Source organism: Streptomyces sp. SYSU D01066-1 (genome assembly GCF_054956795.1).
In genome coordinates this window covers 64,464-82,983 of record NZ_JBUDHV010000006.1, presented here as the reverse complement: position 1 = coordinate 82,983, position 18,520 = coordinate 64,464, and the positions used below count along the sequence as shown (strand labels likewise).

Here is an 18,520-nt window from a genome sequence, read left to right as displayed (position 1 = left end):
TCAGGCTTCCGCCCGCACGGGGCCGTACCAACGACGAGGAGACGCCGATGGCACCAGCCATCACCCTTGCCGCAGAGACGCCCACGCTCTCTGCCGCCAACACGGGGTTCATGCTCATCTGTTCCGCCCTCGTGATGCTCATGACCCCCGGCCTGGCCTTCTTCTACGGGGGCATGGTCCGGGTCAAGAGCACGCTGAACATGCTGATGATGAGCTTCATCAGCCTCGGCATCGTCACCGTCCTGTGGGTGCTGTACGGCTTCTCCATGGCGTTCGGCACGGACTCCGGCTCGGTCATCGGCTGGAACTCCCACTGGGTGGGCCTGAGCGACATCGGCCTGACGGAACTGTGGGACGGCTACACCATCCCGGTCTTCGTCTTCCTGGTCTTCCAGCTGATGTTCGCCGTCCTCACCCCCGCCCTGATCAGCGGCGCCCTCGCGGACCGCGTGAAGTTCACGGCGTGGGCGCTGTTCGTCGCCCTGTGGGCCACGGTCGTGTACTTCCCGGTCGCCCACTGGGTCTGGGGCGCGGGCGGCTGGGCCTTCGAGCTGGGCGTGATCGACTTCGCCGGCGGTACGGCCGTGCACATCAACGCCGGTGCCGCGGCGCTCGGCGTCATCCTCGTCATCGGCAAGCGGGTCGGCTTCAAGAAGGACCCGATGCGCCCGCACAGCCTGCCGCTGGTCATGCTCGGCGCCGGCCTGCTGTGGTTCGGCTGGTTCGGTTTCAACGCCGGCTCCTGGCTCGGCAACGACGACGGCGTCGGCGCGCTGATGTTCGTCAACACCCAGGTCGCCACCGGCGCCGCCGTCCTCGGCTGGCTCGCCTACGAGAAGATCCGCCACGGCGCCTTCACCACCCTCGGCGCCGCCTCCGGCGCGGTCTCCGGCCTGGTCGCCATCACCCCGGCGGGCGGCGCCGTCTCCCCGCTCGGCGCGATCGCCGTCGGCGTCATCGCCGGCGTCCTGTGCGCCATGGCCGTCGGCCTCAAGTACAAGTTCGGCTACGACGACTCCCTCGACGTCGTCGGCGTCCACATGGTCGGCGGCATCCTCGGCTCCCTGCTCATCGGCTTCTTCGCCACCGGCAAGGGCCAGTCCGACGTCGCGGGCCTCTTCTACGGCGGCGGCCTCGACCAGTTCTGGAAGCAGTGCGCCGGTGTCTTCGGCGTCCTCGCCTACTCCCTGGTCGTCTCCGCGGTCCTCGCCTTCCTGCTGGACAAGACGATCGGCATGCGGGTACCGGAGGACGTCGAGGTGGCCGGCATCGACCAGGCCGAGCACGCCGAGACCGCATACGACTTCAGCGGCGCCGGGGGCGGTGCCGCCCGCACGACGGCCGCGCCCGCGCCCGTCGTCGGCACCGAGAGCAAGAAGGTGGACGCATGAAGCTCATCACCGCCGTCGTCAAGCCGCACCGGCTCGACGAGATCAAGGAAGCCCTCCAGGCCTTCGGGGTGCAGGGCCTGACCGTCACCGAGGCCAGCGGCTACGGCCGCCAGCGCGGCCACACCGAGGTCTACCGGGGCGCCGAGTACACCGTCGACCTGGTCCCCAAGATCCGCATCGAGGTGCTGGTCGAGGACGACGACGCCGAACAGCTCATCGAGGTCGTCGTCAAGGCGGCCCGCACCGGCAAGATCGGTGACGGCAAGGTCTGGGCGGTCCCCGTCGAGACGGCCGTCCGGGTCCGCACCGGCGAGCGCGGCCCGGACGCGCTCTGACACGACGGACGAACAGGAGTCGCTGGGTGACGAGCACGGACGTGGCGAACGGAACAGAGGACTCGGGACCCAGCGGCTACGCGGCGGCCCGGCTGCGCCTCCTCACCGAGGGGGCACGGTCCGGGCCGCCGCGCCGTCGTGCCCTCTCCGGGCTGACCGACGACTGGCTCACCGGCCTCTTCGACACGGCGGCCGAGGGGCTGCGGGGCGTGTCGCTGGTCGCGGTCGGCGGGTACGGGCGCGGCGAACTGTCCCCGCGCAGCGACCTCGACCTGCTCCTGCTGCACGACGGCCACGACGACAAGGCGGTCGCCGTCCTCGCCGACCGCCTCTGGTACCCGGTCTGGGACCTCGGTCTCGCCCTCGACCACTCGGTCCGCACGCCGGCCGAGGCGCGCAGGACGGCCGGGGACGACCTCAAGGTCCACCTCGGTCTCCTCGACGCCCGCCACCTCGCCGGTGACCTCGGCCTGACCGCCGCGCTGCGTACGACGGTCCTCGCGGACTGGCGCAACCAGGCACCCAAGCGCCTGCCCGAACTCCAGGAACTCTGCGCCGAGCGCGCCGAACGCCAGGGCGAGCTGCAGTACCTGCTGGAACCGGACCTGAAGGAGGCGCGCGGCGGCCTGCGCGACGCCACCGCCCTGCGCGCCGTCGCCGCCTCCTGGCTCGCCGACGCCCCGCGCGAGGGCCTCGCCGACGCCCGGCGCCGGCTCCTCGACGTCCGCGACGCCCTGCACCTGGTGACCGGCCGGGCCACCGACCGGCTGGCGCTCCAGGAACAGGACCAGGTCGCCGCCGAGCTGGGCCTCCTCGACGCCGACGCCCTGCTCCGCCAGGTCTACGAGGCCGCGCGCCTCGTCTCGTACGCCAGTGACGTCACCTGGCGCGAGGTGGGGCGGGTGCTGCGGGCGCGGTCGGTGAGGCCCCGGCTGCGCGCCGTGCTGGGGGGCGGCAAACCCGCGCCCGAGCGCTCCCCGCTCGCCGAGGGCGTCGTGGAACAGGACGGCGAGGTGGTGCTCGCCCGCGCCGCACGCCCCGAACGCGACCCGGTGCTCCCGTTGCGCGCCGCGGCCGCCGCCGCGCAGTCCGGTCTCCCGCTCTCCCTGCACGCCGTACGCCGCCTCGCCGCCACCGTGCGCCCCCTGCCCACGCCCTGGCCCGCCGAGGCCCGCGAGCAGCTCGTCACCCTGCTCGGCTCCGGCCGCCCCACCGTCGAGGTCTGGGAGGCCCTGGAGGCCGAGGGCCTGATCACCCGGCTGCTGCCCGACTGGGAGCGGGTGCGCTGCCGCCCCCAGCGCAACGCCGTGCACGTGTGGACCGTCGACCGGCACCTCATCGAGACGGCGGTGCGCGCCTCCTCGTTCACCCGCCGCGTCCACCGCCCCGACCTGCTGCTGGTCGCCGCCCTGCTGCACGACATCGGCAAGGGCTGGCCCGGCGACCACTCGGTGGCCGGCGAGATCATCGCCAAGGACGTGGCCGTCCGCATCGGCTTCGACCACGCCGACGCCGCCGTCCTGGCCACCCTCGTACGCCACCACCTGCTGCTCATCGAGACCGCCACCCGGCGCGACCTGGACGACCCCGCCACCGTACGGGCGGTCGCCGAGGCGGTCGGCACCCAGAGCACGCTGGAGCTGCTGCACGCCCTCACCGAGGCGGACGCCCTCGCCACCGGGCCCGCCGCCTGGTCCGCCTGGCGCGGCTCCCTCGTCAGCGACCTGGTCAAACGGGTCTCGGCGGTGCTGTCGGGGGACCTGCCGCAGGACCCGGAGGCCGCCGCGCCCACCGCCGAGCAGGAGCGGCTCGCCCTGGAGGCGTTCCGCACGGGCGGCCCGGTGCTGGCGCTGCGAGCGCAGGCCGAGACGCCGGCCGAGGTGCCGGACGCGGCGTCGGGCTCGGCGGCGGGCGAGCAGGAGCCGCTCGGCGTGGAACTGCTGATCGCCGTCCCCGACCAGGCGGGCGTGCTGCCCGCCGTCGCCGGCGTCCTGGCCGTGCACCGGCTGACCGTGCGCACCGCCGAGCTGCGCTCCCTGCCGTTGCCGGACGGTGTCGACGGCTCCGTCCTGCTCCTCGACTGGCGGGTCGCCGCCGAGTACGGCTCGCTGCCGCAGGCCGCCCGGCTCCGCGCCGACCTGGTGCGCGCGCTGGACGGCTCCCTGGACATCGCCGCCCGCCTCGCCGAACGGGACGCGGCCTATCCGCGCCGCCGGGGCGTGGTCGCGCCACCGCCGCGGGTGACGGTCGCCCCGGCGGCCTCCCGCTCCGCGACGGTGATCGAGGTCCGCGCGCAGGACGCGCCGGGACTGCTGTTCCGCATCGGGCGGGCGCTGGAGGGGGCCGGCGTGCGGGTGCGCAGCGCGCACGCCGGCACGCTGGGGTCCAACGCCGTCGACGCCTTCTACGTGACCGGCGCCGAAGGCGGACCGCTGCCGGGGGAGGAGGCGGTGGCGGTCGCGCGCAGGCTGGAGGAACTGCTGCGGGGGTGACCTCCGGGCGCCGGACGCGTTCCCATGGCGTGGTCCCCGCCGACGCGGGGATGGTCCGCCGGCACAGCAGGTGCTCAAGATCGCCAACGGATGCTCCCCGCGGCTGCGGGGTTCGGGTCCCCGCCCGCACTCGAGCACAGTGGGCGGGGACGATTTGCTTGCGGGGCCGGATACCCTGGAGGGCAGCCCGAAACGCCCCCGACTCCGAGGACCTACGCCGCCGTGTTCGATACCCTCTCCGATCGCCTCTCAGCGACTTTCAAGAACCTGCGTGGCAAGGGGCGGCTGTCCGAAGCGGACATCGACGCCACGGCACGCGAGATCCGCATCGCGCTCCTCGAAGCCGACGTCGCGCTCCCCGTCGTCCGCGCGTTCATCAAGAACGTCAAGGAACGCGCCCTCGGTGCCGAGGTCTCCAAGGCCCTCAATCCCGCCCAGCAGATCATCAAGATCGTCAACGAGGAACTGGTCCAGATCCTCGGCGGCGAGACCCGCCGGCTGCGGTTCGCCAAGCAGCCGCCCACCGTGATCATGCTGGCCGGTCTCCAGGGTGCCGGCAAGACCACCCTCGCGGGCAAGCTCGGCCGCTGGCTCAAGGAGCAGGGCCACTCCCCGCTGCTGGTCGCCTGCGACCTCCAGCGCCCCAACGCCGTCAACCAGCTCAGCGTCGTCGCCGAGCGGGCCGGCGTCGCCGTCTACGCCCCCGAGCCGGGCAACGGCGTCGGTGACCCGGTCAAGGTCGCCAAGGACTCCGTCGAGTACGCCAAGTCCAAGGTCCACGACCTGGTCATCGTCGACACCGCCGGCCGCCTCGGCATCGACGCCGAGCTGATGCGGCAGGCCGCGGACATCCGCGACGCGGTCTCGCCCGACGAGATCCTCTTCGTCGTCGACGCGATGATCGGCCAGGACGCCGTCAACACCGCCGAGGCGTTCCGCGACGGCGTCGGCTTCGACGGTGTCGTCCTCTCCAAGCTCGACGGTGACGCGCGCGGTGGCGCCGCCCTGTCGATCGCCTCGGTGACCGGCAAGCCGATCATGTTCGCCTCCAACGGCGAGAAGCTGGACGACTTCGACGCCTTCCACCCGGACCGGATGGCCTCCCGCATCCTCGACATGGGTGACCTGCTCACCCTGATCGAGCAGGCGGAGAAGACGTTCAGCCAGGAAGAGGCCGAGAAGATGGCCTCCAAGCTGGCGTCCAAGAAGGGCCAGGACTTCACCCTGGACGATTTCTTGGCCCAGATGGAGCAGGTCAGGAAGATGGGCAGCATCAGCAAGCTGCTCGGCATGCTGCCCGGCATGGGACAGATCAAGGACCAGATCAACAACCTGGACGAGCGGGACGTCGACCGCACGGCCGCCATCATCAAGTCGATGACCCCGGCCGAGCGCCAGGACCCGACGATCATCAACGGCTCGCGCCGGGCCCGTATCGCCAAGGGCTCCGGTGTCGACGTCAGCGCGGTGAAGAACCTGGTCGAGCGGTTCTTCGAGGCCCGCAAGATGATGTCCCGCATGGCCCAGGGCGGCGGCATGCCGGGGATGCCGGGGATGCCGGGCATGGGCGGCGGCCCGGGCCGGCAGAAGAAGCAGCAGAAGAAGGCCAAGGGCAAGCAGCGCTCCGGCAACCCGATGAAGCGCAAGCAGCAGGAGCAGGAGGAGGCCGCCCGCCGCGCCGCCGCCGCGCAGAACGGCGGCGCCCTCGGCCTGCCGCAGCAGGGCGGCCAGGACTTCGAGCTGCCGGACGAGTTCAAGAAGTTCATGGGCTGACGGCCCGTCCGGCGGTACGTCGCTGGGGGCGCCCCCGGTGACGTACCCGCGCCGGCGTACGCGCCCTTCCTGCCGTGACGTCCCGGTACGGCCCGCCCGTTTCTCCCCGCCGCGCGGGGCCCCGAGCCGCTCCGGCGCACACGGGCACGCCCGGTGCGCCACCGAGGCCCCCGGCGGCGGGCGGCGGATGCGCGGCGGCCGGTGGAACCCGGTCCTCGCCGCGCCGGCCGGCCGTCTCGTCGCCGGCCTGGTGCTGTCCTTCCCCGACGGCGGCGGCGAGCCGGCCGTCCCGTACCCGGAGTTCAGCGCGCGGGCCGGCCGGGCGACGACGTCACCGTGACCGACGCCTGACCGAGGACGACGTCACGGTGACCGCCGGACCGCGTGCCGCGCGGCCGGCCGCCCCGGGGGTGAGGCTCTCGGCGCCGGACTCGGACAAGTACGCGTACGCCGAGGAGCACCCGCCCGCTCGGCCGGACCGCCGGCGTGCCCGGTGGTCCGGCGGCCGGGCACGCCGCCTGCGGCGTCGTCACCACCGGCTCCGGGAACGGCCTGGACCAGGTCACCGCTGGCCGGCGAGACGCCGGACGAGCCGGACGCCTCGCCGCCTCACCACGTCGCCGGGAACACCCACCGCGCCGAGGAGGCCCCGGAGGGCCGAGCGCGCGGGGCTCCCGCGCCGCGGGGGCCGCGTGGTCCGGCGCTCGCGTGCCTCAGGGCGTGCGCGCGATCAGGTACCGGAAGACGTTCGGCATCCACACCGTGCCGTCCGGCCGCTGGTGCGGATGAAGCGCCTCCTCCACCTCCTTGTCCACCTGGGCCCGGTCGGTGGCGCCGATCGCCGCGTCGAACAGACCGGTGGACAGCAGGCCGCGCAGCGCGCTGTCCATGTCGGCGTAGCCGAAGGGACAGGCCACCCGGCCCGAGCCGTCCGGCTCCAGACCGGCCCGCTGGGCGACCTCCTCCAGGTCGTCGCGGAGGGCGGGGCGCCAGCTGCCCGCACTGCGCAGCGGGTCCGCGAGCCTGGTGGCCACCCGCAGCACCGACGAGGTGGCGCACCGCTCCGGCGGCCCCCAGCCGGCCAGCACCACGGCCGCCCCGCGCTCGGCGAACGGGGTCGCCTCCGCGAGCAGCCCGGCCATGCCCTCCGCGTCACCCGCGAGGCACCCGATGGGTTCGAACGCCGTCACCAGGTCGAACGCCGGTACGCGCGCGTGCCGCAGCTCCTGGGGCGGGCCCTCGACGATCCGGGCGTCGCCGGGTGCCCGCGCGCCGCCGGGGGCCGGCGCGTCCCACGCCCGCGGCAGCAGGCGGTCGCGCGCCAGGGCCAGGTGCTCGGCCCGGCCGGCGTCCACCCCGGTGACCGCGGCGCCCCGGGCGGCGGCCATCAGCAGGGCCAGTCCGGAACCGCAGCCCAGGCCGAGCAGCCGGGTGCCGGGTCCCACGGCCAGCCGTTCGTAGACGGCCTCGTAGAGCGGTACGAGCATCCGCTCCTGGATCTCGGACCAGTCACGCGCGCGTGCACGCAGGTCCACGCGGGGTTTCGCACCCGCGTGAGGCAGGTTCTGCCGCACGAGCGTAGGTGTCATAGGTAAGCGCCCCAATCGCCGAGTGTCGCCGCTGTGCCCGATCGCTTCGAATACGTGGCCCCCGTGAGTCGCGCTCGCACTTCCCCCGTATGCCAGGAAACTCCGGGCTCGCCGTGGCGTCCAGTGGTGGAGGGGCCCGCTTCGGCCCGAATCCCGGGAAAGTGGCGAGATTTCACATTCCGGTAACCGCCGGCTCCGCTCCACGCCGACGGGAGGATTCCGGTCAAGGTCCACGAGCGGCGACCGGCGCACCGCGCCCGTGCGGCGTCCGGCCGCCCGGACGGGGGCGGTGCCGAACGCCCGTGACGCACCAGGTAACTTGGCCGTCATCGTCCGGGCGCGCGGAGGGACACGCTTCCGGCGCGAGGGCGGCCGAAAGGTCTCTTGCGCCCGCGCACACCACACGCGCACCGGCGCCTGGACACGGCGTACACGCCGACGCGTACGGTGGGCTACGCACCACCTTGGTATGAGCTGTGTGGCTTCTCCGCAGATCAGCGCACCCGTCGTCGTCGTGACGCATCAACGGATACTGACGGGTACGAGCAAAATATTTGGGATGCCCCGGAATAGGAACACAGGGGCACCCCGGGTCGTTGTCATTACGTGAGCACGACACCACCTGTTCTCGCCGCAGAGCTGGCGCAGGCGTGGGCCGATATTCAGCGGCACCACCCCGAGCTGCCCGATCTTGCCGCGCCCGAGTCCCTGATCGGAGAGTCGTCGTCCGCCTGCGGGCACGAACTCTCCTTCGAACGACTGCTCCATGAGGCAGTCCACGGCATCGCCGCCGCGCGCGGCGTCCGCGACACATCCCGCGCCGGCCGCTACCACAACCGCAGATTCCTCGCGATCGCCGAGGAGCTGGGCCTGGACCATCCCGAGGAGCCGCACCCGAGCAGCGGTTTCTCCCTGGTCACGCTCACCCCCGACGCCAAGCGCCGCTACCGTCCGACCATCGAGCGCCTCCAGCGCGCCCTGAAGGCGCACACGGCGGCGACCGCGACCGACTCCGCCCGCACCTTCCGCGGCCCGGCCGCCCGGCACGGCTCCTCCGGGGGCGGCGTACGGGTGAAGGCGGTCTGCGACTGCGGGCGCAACGTACGGGTCGTCCCGTCCGTCCTCGCCCAGGCCCCGATCGTCTGCGGCGGCTGCGGCAAGCCGTTCCGCATCCCGGAGGCGGTGGGCGCGGCGGCCGGGTGAAGGACGGCCGCCGCGGTGCCGCACCCCGGGGCCGGAAGCGGACCCCGGGGTGTGGCACAATGGCTAGCTGTACTCGACAGCCGCACAGGATCCCTCTCTCCTCCGGCTGACGCGTCCGTCGGGCACTCGGGTACCGCAACCCCACGCGGCATCCCCGCCGTGCCCAACCACGTCAATTCCAGGAGAACCCACTCCCGTGGCAGTCAAGATCAAGCTGAAGCGTCTGGGCAAGATCCGTTCGCCTCACTACCGCATCGTCGTCGCCGACTCCCGCACCCGCCGTGACGGCCGTGCGATCGAGGAGATCGGCAAGTACCACCCGACGTACAACCCGTCGGTGATGGAGGTCGACGCCGAGCGCGTGGCGTACTGGCTCGGTGTCGGCGCCCAGCCGACCGAGCCCGTGCTCGCCATCCTGAAGAAGACCGGCGACTGGCAGAAGTTCAAGGGCGAGCCCGCCCCGGCTCCGCTGCTCGTGGCCGCCGAGAAGCCGTCCCGTCCGTCCTTCGAGGCGCTCGGTGGCGACGACGAGGGCAAGGGTGAGGCCATCACCCAGAAGAAGAAGGCCGACAAGAAGGACGAGGCCGCCGCCGAGTCCGCGTCGTCCGAGGCCTGAGCATGCTCGAGGAGGCTCTCGAGCACCTCGTGAAGGGCATCGTCGACAACCCTGACGATGTGCAGGTCGCCTCGCGCACCCTGCGCCGCGGGCGAGTGCTCGAGGTCCGGGTCCACCCGGACGACCTCGGCAAGGTGATCGGCCGCAACGGCCGCACCGCGCGCGCCCTGCGCACCGTCGTGGGCGCCATCGGCGGCCGCGGTGTCCGTGTCGACCTCGTCGACGTGGACCACGTCCGCTGACGCTTCGCAACGCAGCACCGGCTCGGGCCGGGGAAGGCCGTTCAAGGGCCGTCCCCGGCCCGTAGTCGTGTCCGACATCAGGAGATCAAGCACCGTGCAGCTGGTAGTAGCTCGCATCGGCCGCGCCCATGGCATCAAGGGCGAGGTCACCGTGGAGGTCCGCACCGACGAGCCGGAGCTGCGGCTCGCGCCCGGCGCCGTCCTGGCCACCGACCCCGCCGCCACCGGGCCGCTCACCATCGCGGCCGGCCGGGTCCACAGCGGCCGGCTCCTGCTGCGCTTCGAGGGAGTCACCGACCGCACCGGCGCCGAGGCCCTGCGCAACACCCTCCTCATCGCCGAGGTCGACCCGGACGAGCTGCCCGAGGAGGAGGACGAGTACTACGACCACCAGCTGATGGACCTCGACGTGGTCCTCGCCGACGGCACCGAGGTCGGCCGGATCACCGAGATCTCCCACCTGCCCACCCAGGACCTCTTCGTGGTGGAGCGGCCCGACGGCAGCGAGGTGTACGTGCCGTTCGTCTCCGAGATCGTCACCGAGATCGACCTGGAGGAGCAGCGGGCCGTCATCGACCCGCCGCCGGGGCTGATCGACGACCGGGCCGAGATCGCCTCCTCCCGTGACGAGGACGCCGCCTCCTCCCGTGGCCGGGACGCCGACGCATGAGGCTGGACGTCGTCACGATCTTCCCCGAGTACCTGGAGCCGCTGAACGTCTCCCTGGTCGGCAAGGCACGCGCGCGCGGACAGCTCGACGTCCACGTCCACGACCTGCGCTCCTGGACGTACGACCGGCACAACACCGTCGACGACACCCCCTACGGCGGCGGCCCCGGCATGGTGATGAAGACCGAGCCCTGGGGCGACGCGCTGGACACCGTGCTCGCCGACGGCTACGAGACGGGCTCCCGCGCGCCCGCCCTCATCGTGCCCACGCCCAGCGGCCGGCCCTTCACCCAGGAACTCGCCGTCCACCTCTCCGAGCGCCCCTGGCTGGTCTTCACCCCCGCCCGCTACGAGGGCATCGACCGCCGCGTCATCGACGAGTACGCGACCCGGATGGACGTCTACGAGGTCTCCATCGGCGACTACGTGCTGGCCGGCGGCGAGGCGGCCGTCCTGGTCGTCACCGAGGCCGTGGCCCGGCTGCTGCCCGGTGTCCTCGGCAACGCGGAGTCCCACCGCGACGACTCCTTCGCGCCCGGCGCCATGGCCAGCCTCCTGGAAGGCCCCGTCTACACCAAGCCCCCGCACTGGCGCGGGCGCGGGATCCCGGACGTGCTGCTCAGCGGCCACCACGGGAAGATCGCCCGCTGGCGCCGCGACGAGGCCCTCAGGCGCACGACCACCCACCGGCCCGACCTGATCGAGCGCTGCGCCCCCGCGGCGTTCGACAAGAAGGACCGGGAGATGCTCTCCATCCTGGGCTGGGAACCGGACCCGGCGGGGGAGCCGTACGGCCGATTTTGGCGCAGGACGCCCGGCGTGGAAGAATAGGTCGCTGTTGTGCGCCCGTCCGGCGTGCGCCCCTGCCACAGGGGGAGACGACGCCCGCCCGGCTCGCACGGCACTCACTCATCGAAACACCTAGTTTCCGTTGATGACCTGTGGCATCAGCGAGGAAAGCAGACGAAATGTCTCACCTGCTCGACACCGTCGACGCCGCGTCGCTGCGCAGCGACATCCCCGCCTTCCGCCCGGGCGACACGGTCAACGTGCACGTCCGCGTCATCGAGGGCAACCGCTCCCGTGTGCAGCAGTTCAAGGGCGTCGTGATCCGCCGCCAGGGCTCCGGCGTGCGCGAGACCTTCACGGTCCGCAAGGTCTCCTTCTCCGTCGGCGTCGAGCGCACCTTCCCGGTGCACACCCCGATCGTCGAGAAGATCGAGCTCGTGACCCGCGGTGACGTCCGTCGCGCCAAGCTGTACTACCTCCGTGAGCTGCGCGGCAAGGCCGCGAAGATCAAGGAGAAGCGCGAGAGCTGAGCGCACTTCGAGGTCCGCGTCGGAGCCGGATAGCATCTGGCTCCGATGGACAGCGAAACACAGCCGACGGAGCGCGACCGCTCCTCCCACCCCTCCGACTCCGGGACACCCCCGGATCCGGAGGCCCGGGAGGGACGGTCGCGTTTCGCGCATCCGGGCGGACGGCCGCGTTCCGCGCATCCGGGCGGGGTCGCCGCGTGGGTGCCCGGCGGGTGGCTCACCCTGACCCCGCTGGTCTGCCTGGTGTTCCTGCTGCTGCTCTCCGCCTTCGTGCTCCAGCCGTTCCGGATTCCCAGCGGTTCCATGGAGCGCGCATTGAGGATCGGCGACCGCGTTCTCGTAAACAAGTTGGCGTACCGTTTCGGTGCCGGACCGCAGCGGGGCGACATCGTGGTGTTCGACGGCACCGGGACCTTCGGCGCCGGTGACTACATCAAACGGGTCGTCGGCGTGGGAGGGGACCACGTGGTCTGCTGCGACGAGGAGGGGAGGATCCAGGTGAACGGCCGGCCGGTCGACGAGTCCGCCTTCCTGTACCCCGGGGACAGCCCCTCCACGGTCCGCTTCGACGTCGTGGTGCCCGACGGCACCCTCTTCGTCCTCGGCGACCACCGCGCCGACTCCAGCGATTCCCGCGACCACCTCGGCTCGCCCGGCGGCGGCATGGTCCCGGTGGACGACGTGATCGGCCGCGCCGACTGGATCGTCTGGCCCTTCGGGCACACCACCGGCCTGGACCGTCCCGGCGCCTACGCGCGCGTGCCCGCCGCCGGGAACTCGGATGGGTAGCCGCGGCAAGCCCCGGGGGACGCCCAGCAGCCCCGCGGAGAACCTGCTGCCGACCGGCTCACGGCGTACGTCCGGCCCGTCCGGTCCCCCCGGCGGCGGTCGCGGCCGCGCCGAGCGGCGCAAGCTCCAGCGCAAGGTGAAGCGGCGCCGCCGGCGCAGCGCCGTCAGGGAGATACCGCTCCTCGTCGGGGTCGCCGTCGTGATAGCCCTGGTCCTGAAGACGTTCCTGGTGCAGGCCTTCGTGATCCCGTCGGGCTCGATGGAGCAGACGATCCAGATCGGTGACCGGGTGCTGGTCGACAAGCTCACGCCCTGGTTCGGCTCCGAGCCGCAGCGCGGGGACGTCGTCGTCTTCCGCGACCCCGGCGGCTGGCTCCAGGACGAGCAGACCACCACGAAGGACGACCCCGTTGTCGTCAAGCAGGTCAAGGAAGCCTTGGTCTTCATCGGCCTGCTGCCGTCCGACGACGAGAAGGACCTGATCAAACGGGTCGTCGGGGTCGGCGGTGACCGGGTCGAGTGCTGTGACACCCAGGGCCGGATCACCGTCAACGGCGTCCCCCTGGAAGAGGACGACTACGTCTACCCCGGCAACGCCCCCTCCGACACCCGGTTCGACGTGACCGTCCCCCAGGGACGGCTGTGGGTGATGGGCGACCACCGCGCCAACTCCGCCGACTCCCGCTACCACCAGGACACCGACTTCGGGACGGTCTCCGTGGACGAGGTGGTCGGACGCGCCATGGTGATCGCCTGGCCGTTCGGACGCTGGAGCACCCTGGAGGAGCCGGAGACCTTCGCTTCCGTGGCCGACGCGGCCTCCGCGACGACCGCCGCCCCCGCCCTGTCGCATAGTGTGGCCCCCGAAGATTCGAACGAGATGATCCAGCTCCCGACCCCTGCGGAACTCCCGCTCGTTATGGGAGTGGTGGGCCTGCGTCGCGCATGGGGCAGGCGGCGGCACGGAGTAAGGAGTTGGCGTGGGGGATGTGGCGGTGGGCGCACGGTCCGGACACGGTGGAGAGGAGGACCGCGGGCGCCCCGCGGATGCGGCCCCCCCGGTGACGGACGGAGCCCCGGCCCCCGGGAGCGGTGCCGGGACGGGCGGGAACGGCGGCGGCCCGGTGACGGACGGCCGGACGGGCGCGCGCGGCCCTAGCGGTCTGGACGGTCCCGGCGGTGGCGCGAACGGTCCGGGTGGCGCGAACGGCCAAGCCGGTCCGGACGGCCATGGCGGCCAGGACGGCCACGCTGGTGCGAACGGCCAGGACGGTCTCGCTGGTCCGAACGGTCTCGGCGGCGCGGACGGTTCCGGCAAAGGCCTGAACGGTCCTGGCGGCGCGGACGGCCCCGACGGCGGTCCGAGCGGTCCCGGCGGCGGTGCGGACGGTCCCGGCGGTGCGAACGGGGTCGGCGGCCGGCGTCCGGGCGGCACGCCGCCCCCGTCCGCCAAACCGGCCAAGAAGCAGCGCTCCTTCTGGAAGGAGCTGCCCATCCTGGTCGGCATCGCGCTGGTGCTGGCGCTGTTGATCAAGACCTTCCTGGTGCAGGCCTTCTCGATCCCCTCCGCGTCGATGCAGAACACCCTCACCATGGGCGACCGCGTCCTGGTCGACAAGCTCACGCCCTGGTTCGGCTCCGAGCCCGAGCGCGGCGAGGTCGTCGTCTTCCACGACCCGGCCGACTGGCTGGCGGGCGAGCCGACGGCCGAGCCCAACGCCCTGCAGGCGTTCCTCAGCTGGATCGGCCTGATGCCGTCCGCGGAGGAGAAGGACCTCATCAAGCGCGTCGTCGGGGTCGGCGGCGACACCGTCGAGTGCAAGGGCACCGGCCCGCTCAAGGTCAACGGCACGGCCCTGGACGAGACGTCGTACGTCTACGCGGGCAACACGCCGTGCAGCGTCGACGACCAGGGCGGCCAGTTCAAGGTCAAGGTGCCCGAGGGCTACCTCTGGGTCATGGGCGACCACCGGCAGAACTCGCGGGACTCCCGGTACAACCGGTCCGACAAGAACAACGGCATGGTCCCGGTGGACGAGGTCATCGGCCGTGCCGTCGTCGTGGCCTGGCCGGTCAACCACTGGAGCACCCTCCCGGTGCCGGAGACCTTCGACCAGAGCGCGCTGAACGACACGTCGTCGGCCGCCGGAGCCCTGACGGTGGCGCCCCAGGGCCTGGCCCTGGCCGGAGCCGTGCCGTTCGTCCTGTGGCGGCGCCGGCGGTCCGGCGCCGGCGGGACGCGCTGAAGCGCCCCGGTGGCGGGGGTCCGCGGGGCTGACCGTCCCGGGTCCGCCGGGTAGGGTGCCGATCCATGGGTGGCGAGAGCACGACAGGCACGGCCCCGCACGGGAGCGGCGCGGCCACGAGTCCGGCGGGCGGCCGGACCGGGCGGCGGCTGTCCGGGCTGGCCGTCGCGCTGGGCCTGGTGCTGTTCCTCGGCGGTTTCGTCTGGGGAGCGGTGGTCTACCGGCCGTACACCGTGCCCACCGACTCGATGACGCCGACCATCGGCGCCGGTGACCGGATACTGGCCCAGCGTGTCGACGGCACCGACGTACGCCGTGGTGACGTGGTCGTCTTCAAGGACGCGACCTGGGCCGACGCCCCCATGGTCAAGCGCGTGGTCGCGGTCGGCGGCGACACCGTCTCCTGCTGCCAGGACGGCAGGCTCAAGGTCAACGGCGAGGAAGTGGACGAGCCCTACCTGCCCTTTGGGACCGCGGCCGGGAGCAGCCGCTTCTCCGGTGTCACCGTCCCCGAGGGACGCCTGTTCCTGCTCGGCGACGAGCGCCGTACCTCGCTGGACTCCACCGCCCACCTGACCGACGCGGCCGGCGGCACCGTGGCGCGCTCCGCCGTGGACGCCCGGGTCGACGCCGTCGTCTGGCCGCTGGAGGGCATGCTGCCCCGCCCGTCCGGCTTCGCGGAACTCGGCGCCCTGTCCTCACCCGGGCCGCTGCGCCCGATCACCTGGACCGTGACCGGCGGAGCCGTACTGATCCTCGCCGGAGCCGCCTACGGGCCCCTGGCCGCGCGGGCGGCCCGCTCCCGCGCCCGGACGGGACCCGCCCGTGTCCGCTGAGACGGAGCGCGCCGGCCCGGCGGAACAGGGGCCGCGGGCGTTTGCTGCGGACACGTACACCGGCGGCCTGCGCAAAGTCGCCCGGGTCGTGCTCCTCGACCCCGAGGACCGCATCCTGCTGCTCCACGGCCACGAGCCGGACGATCCCGCCGACGACTGGTGGTTCACCCCGGGCGGCGGTGTCGAAGGCGACGAGACCCGCGAGGAGGCCGCCCGCAGGGAACTCGCCGAGGAGACCGGCATCACCGAGATCGAGCTCGGGCCGGTGCTGTGGCGGCGCCGCTGCTCCTTCCCGTTCGCCGGCCGCCGCTGGGACCAGGACGAGTGGTACTACCTGGCCCGCACCACCCAGACCGCGACCGCGGCCACCGCCCTGACCGAGCTGGAACGGCGCAGCGTGGCGGGAGCGCGCTGGTGGACGTGCCGGGAACTGGCCCGGGCCCGTGAGACGGTGTACCCGACCAGACTCGCCGAGCTGCTGCGCACGCTGCTCGACGAGGGTCCGCCGGCCGGGCCGGTGACCCTTGACACCGAAATCGTCTAGTGGTTCACGGACCTGGCGCACAATGGTGGGATCGCACGGCTGAAGGGGAACATGCCATGAGCGCCGAGGACCTCGAGAAATACGAGACCGAGATGGAGCTGAAGCTCTATCGGGAGTATCGAGACGTCGTCGGTCTGTTCAAATACGTGATCGAGACCGAGCGGCGCTTCTACCTGACCAATGACTACGAGATGCAGGTGCACTCCGTTCAGGGAGAGGTGTTCTTCGAGGTGTCCATGGCGGACGCCTGGGTGTGGGACATGTATCGGCCGGCTCGTTTCGTCAAGCAGGTGCGGGTCCTCACGTTCAAGGACGTGAACATCGAGGAGCTGAACAAGAGCGACCTGGAGCTGCCGGGCGGATGACGCACCCGTGATTCACCCGGACCGGTGACGGAGTTGTCCACAACCGGTGAGTAACCCACCGTGATCAACACGATCGGCCGGTCCGCGTGACCGTTGGCACCGGAGGTGGTGCCGACATGAACGCACGCAGTGCGATCGGCAGGTACGGCGAGACGCTCGCCGCCCGCAGGCTGGCCGAGGCAGGACTGAAGGTCCTGGAGCGCAACTGGCGCTGTGGCAGGACCGGTGAGATCGACATCGTGGCCCGGGACGGGGACGTCCTGGTCGTCTGCGAGGTGAAGACCCGCAGGGCGGGCTCGTTCGAGCACCCGATGGCCGCGGTGACCCCGGAGAAGTCGCGACGGCTGCGCGAGCTCGCCCAGCGCTGGATCCAGACCCACGGCGGGGTACCGCCGGGCGGTGTCCGCATCGACCTGGTGGGCGTGCTCCTGCCGCGGCGCGGCGCGCCGGTCGTCGAGCACGCGCGGGGGGTGGCGTGATGGCCTTCGCCCGTACGTGCTCGGTGGCCCTGGTCGGAGTCGAGGGCGTGGTCGTCGAGGTCCAGGCCGACCTGGAACCCGGCGTCGCGGCGTTCACGCTGGTGGGGCTGCCCGACAAGAGCCTGACGGAGAGCCGGGACCGGGTCAGGGCGGCGATGGTCAACTCCGGCGTCCCGTGGCCGCAGAAGAAGCTCACGGTGGGGCTGAGCCCGGCGTCGGTGCCCAAGAGCGGCAGCGGATTCGACATCGCGGTGGCGGCGGCCGTCCTCGGCGCCGCCGAACGGATCGACCCCCGGGAGCTCGCCGACATCGTCATGATCGGGGAGCTGGGGCTGGACGGCCGGGTGCGGCCGGTACGGGGCATCCTCCCGGCGGTCCTGGCCGCCGCGGACGCCGGGTACGAACAGGTGGTGGTGCCCGAGAGCGCCGCCGCCGAGGCGTCCCTGGTGCCCGGCGTCTCCGTGCTCGGTGTGCGCAGCCTGCGGCAGCTGATCGCCGTACTCGCCGACGAACCGGTGCCGGACGAGGAACCCGACCAGCAGGGCCGCCCCGACCCGCTGCTGTCCGGGCTGCGGGCGCCGGGCGCGGGCGTCGGGACGCACGGGGCCGTGCCGGGCGACCACGGGCACGACCTCGCCGACGTCGTGGGCCAGCAGGCGGCGCGCACGGCCGTGGAGATCGCCGCGGCCGGCGGCCACCACCTGCTCCTCCAGGGGCCGCCCGGTGCCGGCAAGACCATGCTCGCCGAGCGGCTGCCCGCGATCCTGCCCCGGCTCGGCCGCCAGGAGTCGCTGGAAGTGACGGCGGTGCACTCGGTGGCCGGTCTGCTGCCCACGGGCAGGCCGCTGATTGACACCGCGCCCTACTGCGCACCGCACCATTCCGCGACCATGCAGGCGCTGGTCGGCGGCGGTCCCGGCTTCGCCCGGCCCGGAGCGGTGTCGCTGTCGCACAGAGGCGTGCTCTTTCTGGATGAAACGCCCGAATTCGGCGGCCAGGCGCTCGACGCCCTGCGCCAGCCGCTGGAGAGCGGCCACGTCGTCATCGCGCGCAGCGCCGGCGTCGTGCGCTTCCCCGCCAAGTTCCTGATGGTGCTCGCCGCCAACCCCTGTCCGTGCGGGCGCTTCTCACCGAAGGACCAGCTCTGCGAGTGCTCGTCCGGCGCGATCCGCCGCTACCAGGCCCGGCTGTCCGGACCGCTGCTGGACCGGGTCGACCTGCGGGTCGAGGTGGACCGCGTCACCCGCGCCGGGCTGGCCGCGTGCGGCACACCCGGTGAGTCCACCGCCACGGTCGCCGACCGGGTGCGGTCGGCCCGGGAGCGGGCCGCGGCCCGCCTCGACGGCACCCCGTGGCGGACCAACGGCGAGGTCCCCGGGCACGAGCTGCGCCGCCGCTGGTACGCCCTGCCGGGCGCGCTGGACGAGGCGGAGCGCGGCCTGGAGCGGGGCACCCTCACGGCCCGCGGCCTCGACCGGGTGCTGCGCGTCGCCTGGACCGTCGCCGACCTCGTCGGTCACGCCCGGCCGGACGCCTCGGACGTGGCCCTGGCCCTGCACCTGCGCACCGGCGTGCCGCGTGGCACGCCCATGAGGATCGGGGCGACGGCGTGAGCGGCATGAGTGCGAAGGG

The 18,520-nt window shown here is 72.8% G+C and carries 20 protein-coding genes; 19 read left to right on the top strand and 1 reads right to left on the bottom strand.

Features of this window, described 5'->3' with window-relative positions:
• Positions 1-47: 47 nt before the first annotated feature.
• From ACY1JF_RS08280 to ACY1JF_RS08260, 5 genes are all read left to right on the top strand, one after another.
• A complete protein-coding gene (locus ACY1JF_RS08280) occupies positions 48-1,391 on the top strand; it encodes an ammonium transporter (protein ID WP_462704344.1) in 1,344 nt (447 codons plus the stop codon).
• Positions 1,388-1,726 carry a P-II family nitrogen regulator gene (locus ACY1JF_RS08275; protein WP_215164542.1) on the top strand — a complete coding sequence of 113 codons (339 nt, stop codon included), beginning with the start codon at positions 1,388-1,390 and terminating at the stop codon, positions 1,724-1,726. Before ACY1JF_RS08280 ends, ACY1JF_RS08275 begins: the two co-directional genes overlap by 4 nt.
• 26 nt (positions 1,727-1,752) lie before the next feature.
• On the top strand, positions 1,753-4,218 hold the full coding sequence (locus ACY1JF_RS08270) for a [protein-PII] uridylyltransferase (RefSeq protein WP_462704343.1): 2,466 nt from the start codon (positions 1,753-1,755) through the stop codon (positions 4,216-4,218).
• Between the two features lie 222 nt (positions 4,219-4,440).
• A complete protein-coding gene (gene ffh, locus ACY1JF_RS08265) occupies positions 4,441-5,991 on the top strand; it encodes a signal recognition particle protein (protein ID WP_462704342.1) in 1,551 nt (516 codons plus the stop codon).
• A gap of 187 nt (positions 5,992-6,178) precedes the next feature.
• A complete protein-coding gene (locus ACY1JF_RS08260) occupies positions 6,179-6,331 on the top strand; it encodes a hypothetical protein (protein ID WP_462704341.1) in 153 nt (50 codons plus the stop codon).
• A gap of 373 nt (positions 6,332-6,704) precedes the next feature.
• On the opposite strand, the gene ACY1JF_RS08255 is transcribed toward ACY1JF_RS08260, so the two are convergent.
• A complete protein-coding gene (locus ACY1JF_RS08255; RefSeq protein WP_462704340.1) occupies positions 6,705-7,580 on the bottom strand; it encodes an SAM-dependent methyltransferase in 876 nt (291 codons plus the stop codon).
• Between the two features lie 606 nt (positions 7,581-8,186).
• Between ACY1JF_RS08255 and ACY1JF_RS08250 the strand changes: the two genes are divergently transcribed.
• The 14 genes from ACY1JF_RS08250 to ACY1JF_RS08185 all read left to right on the top strand — a co-directional run bounded on the left by ACY1JF_RS08250 (position 8,187) and on the right by ACY1JF_RS08185 (position 18,501).
• A complete protein-coding gene (locus ACY1JF_RS08250; protein WP_462704339.1) occupies positions 8,187-8,783 on the top strand; it encodes a hypothetical protein in 597 nt (198 codons plus the stop codon).
• Between the two features lie 196 nt (positions 8,784-8,979).
• Positions 8,980-9,399: a 30S ribosomal protein S16 gene (rpsP, locus tag ACY1JF_RS08245; RefSeq protein ID WP_462704338.1), complete on the top strand. Its 420-nt coding sequence runs from the start codon at positions 8,980-8,982 to the stop codon at positions 9,397-9,399.
• A gap of 2 nt (positions 9,400-9,401) precedes the next feature.
• Positions 9,402-9,641 (top strand): RNA-binding protein, encoded by a 240-nt coding sequence (locus tag ACY1JF_RS08240; protein WP_007384965.1) that lies wholly within the window; start codon positions 9,402-9,404, stop codon positions 9,639-9,641.
• Positions 9,642-9,735: 94 nt separating this feature from the next.
• On the top strand, positions 9,736-10,311 hold the full coding sequence (gene rimM / locus ACY1JF_RS08235; RefSeq protein ID WP_462704337.1) for a ribosome maturation factor RimM: 576 nt from the start codon (positions 9,736-9,738) through the stop codon (positions 10,309-10,311).
• The gene (gene trmD, locus ACY1JF_RS08230; protein ID WP_462704336.1) at positions 10,308-11,141 is read left to right on the top strand and encodes a tRNA (guanosine(37)-N1)-methyltransferase TrmD; all 834 of its coding nucleotides are present in this window, start codon (positions 10,308-10,310) and stop codon (positions 11,139-11,141) included. The genes rimM and trmD overlap by 4 nt, the downstream gene beginning before the upstream one ends.
• A gap of 137 nt (positions 11,142-11,278) precedes the next feature.
• Positions 11,279-11,629, top strand: a complete 351-nt coding sequence (rplS, locus tag ACY1JF_RS08225) for a 50S ribosomal protein L19 (RefSeq protein ID WP_070022289.1) — start codon at positions 11,279-11,281, stop codon at positions 11,627-11,629.
• A 45-nt stretch (positions 11,630-11,674) separates the two neighbouring features.
• Positions 11,675-12,418, top strand: coding sequence for a signal peptidase I (gene lepB, locus ACY1JF_RS08220; RefSeq protein ID WP_462704335.1), 744 nt, complete (start codon positions 11,675-11,677; stop codon positions 12,416-12,418).
• Positions 12,411-13,577 carry a signal peptidase I gene (gene lepB / locus ACY1JF_RS08215; protein WP_462704334.1) on the top strand — a complete coding sequence of 389 codons (1,167 nt, stop codon included), beginning with the start codon at positions 12,411-12,413 and terminating at the stop codon, positions 13,575-13,577. Before lepB (ACY1JF_RS08220) ends, lepB (ACY1JF_RS08215) begins: the two co-directional genes overlap by 8 nt.
• Positions 13,578-13,740: 163 nt before the next feature.
• Positions 13,741-14,664, top strand: coding sequence for a signal peptidase I (lepB, locus tag ACY1JF_RS08210; protein WP_462704489.1), 924 nt, complete (start codon positions 13,741-13,743; stop codon positions 14,662-14,664).
• 65 nt (positions 14,665-14,729) lie between these two features.
• Positions 14,730-15,500 (top strand): signal peptidase I, encoded by a 771-nt coding sequence (gene lepB, locus ACY1JF_RS08205; RefSeq protein WP_462704333.1) that lies wholly within the window; start codon positions 14,730-14,732, stop codon positions 15,498-15,500.
• The gene (locus tag ACY1JF_RS08200; protein WP_462704332.1) at positions 15,490-16,044 is read left to right on the top strand and encodes an NUDIX hydrolase; all 555 of its coding nucleotides are present in this window, start codon (positions 15,490-15,492) and stop codon (positions 16,042-16,044) included. Before lepB (ACY1JF_RS08205) ends, ACY1JF_RS08200 begins: the two co-directional genes overlap by 11 nt.
• Before the next feature lie 56 nt (positions 16,045-16,100).
• Complete coding sequence (locus tag ACY1JF_RS08195; protein ID WP_003965949.1) at positions 16,101-16,409, top strand: DUF2469 domain-containing protein; 309 nt, start codon at positions 16,101-16,103, stop codon at positions 16,407-16,409.
• 116 nt (positions 16,410-16,525) lie between these two features.
• Positions 16,526-16,888, top strand: coding sequence for a YraN family protein (locus ACY1JF_RS08190; RefSeq protein ID WP_462704331.1), 363 nt, complete (start codon positions 16,526-16,528; stop codon positions 16,886-16,888).
• On the top strand, positions 16,888-18,501 hold the full coding sequence (locus ACY1JF_RS08185; RefSeq protein ID WP_462704330.1) for a YifB family Mg chelatase-like AAA ATPase: 1,614 nt from the start codon (positions 16,888-16,890) through the stop codon (positions 18,499-18,501). The genes ACY1JF_RS08190 and ACY1JF_RS08185 overlap by 1 nt, the downstream gene beginning before the upstream one ends.
• Positions 18,502-18,520 lie beyond the last annotated feature (19 nt).

Bases quoted from the DNA above. Each gene is read 5' to 3' on its own strand.
- ACY1JF_RS08280 (WP_462704344.1), top strand. From the start codon at position 48: ATGGCACCAGCCATCACCCTTGCCGCAGAGACGCCCACGCTCTCTGCC.
- ACY1JF_RS08275 (WP_215164542.1), top strand. From the start codon at position 1,388: ATGAAGCTCATCACCGCCGTCGTCAAGCCGCACCGGCTCGACGAGATC.
- ACY1JF_RS08260 (WP_462704341.1), top strand. From the start codon at position 6,179: ATGCGCGGCGGCCGGTGGAACCCGGTCCTCGCCGCGCCGGCCGGCCGT.
- ACY1JF_RS08255 (WP_462704340.1), bottom strand. From the start codon at position 7,580: ATGACACCTACGCTCGTGCGGCAGAACCTGCCTCACGCGGGTGCGAAA.
- ACY1JF_RS08240 (WP_007384965.1), top strand. From the start codon at position 9,402: ATGCTCGAGGAGGCTCTCGAGCACCTCGTGAAGGGCATCGTCGACAAC.
- trmD (WP_462704336.1), top strand. From the start codon at position 10,308: ATGAGGCTGGACGTCGTCACGATCTTCCCCGAGTACCTGGAGCCGCTG.
- rplS (WP_070022289.1), top strand. From the start codon at position 11,279: ATGTCTCACCTGCTCGACACCGTCGACGCCGCGTCGCTGCGCAGCGAC.
- lepB (WP_462704335.1), top strand. From the start codon at position 11,675: ATGGACAGCGAAACACAGCCGACGGAGCGCGACCGCTCCTCCCACCCC.
- lepB (WP_462704334.1), top strand. From the start codon at position 12,411: ATGGGTAGCCGCGGCAAGCCCCGGGGGACGCCCAGCAGCCCCGCGGAG.
- lepB (WP_462704333.1), top strand. From the start codon at position 14,730: ATGGGTGGCGAGAGCACGACAGGCACGGCCCCGCACGGGAGCGGCGCG.
- ACY1JF_RS08195 (WP_003965949.1), top strand. From the start codon at position 16,101: ATGAGCGCCGAGGACCTCGAGAAATACGAGACCGAGATGGAGCTGAAG.
- ACY1JF_RS08190 (WP_462704331.1), top strand. From the start codon at position 16,526: ATGAACGCACGCAGTGCGATCGGCAGGTACGGCGAGACGCTCGCCGCC.
- ACY1JF_RS08185 (WP_462704330.1), top strand. From the start codon at position 16,888: ATGGCCTTCGCCCGTACGTGCTCGGTGGCCCTGGTCGGAGTCGAGGGC.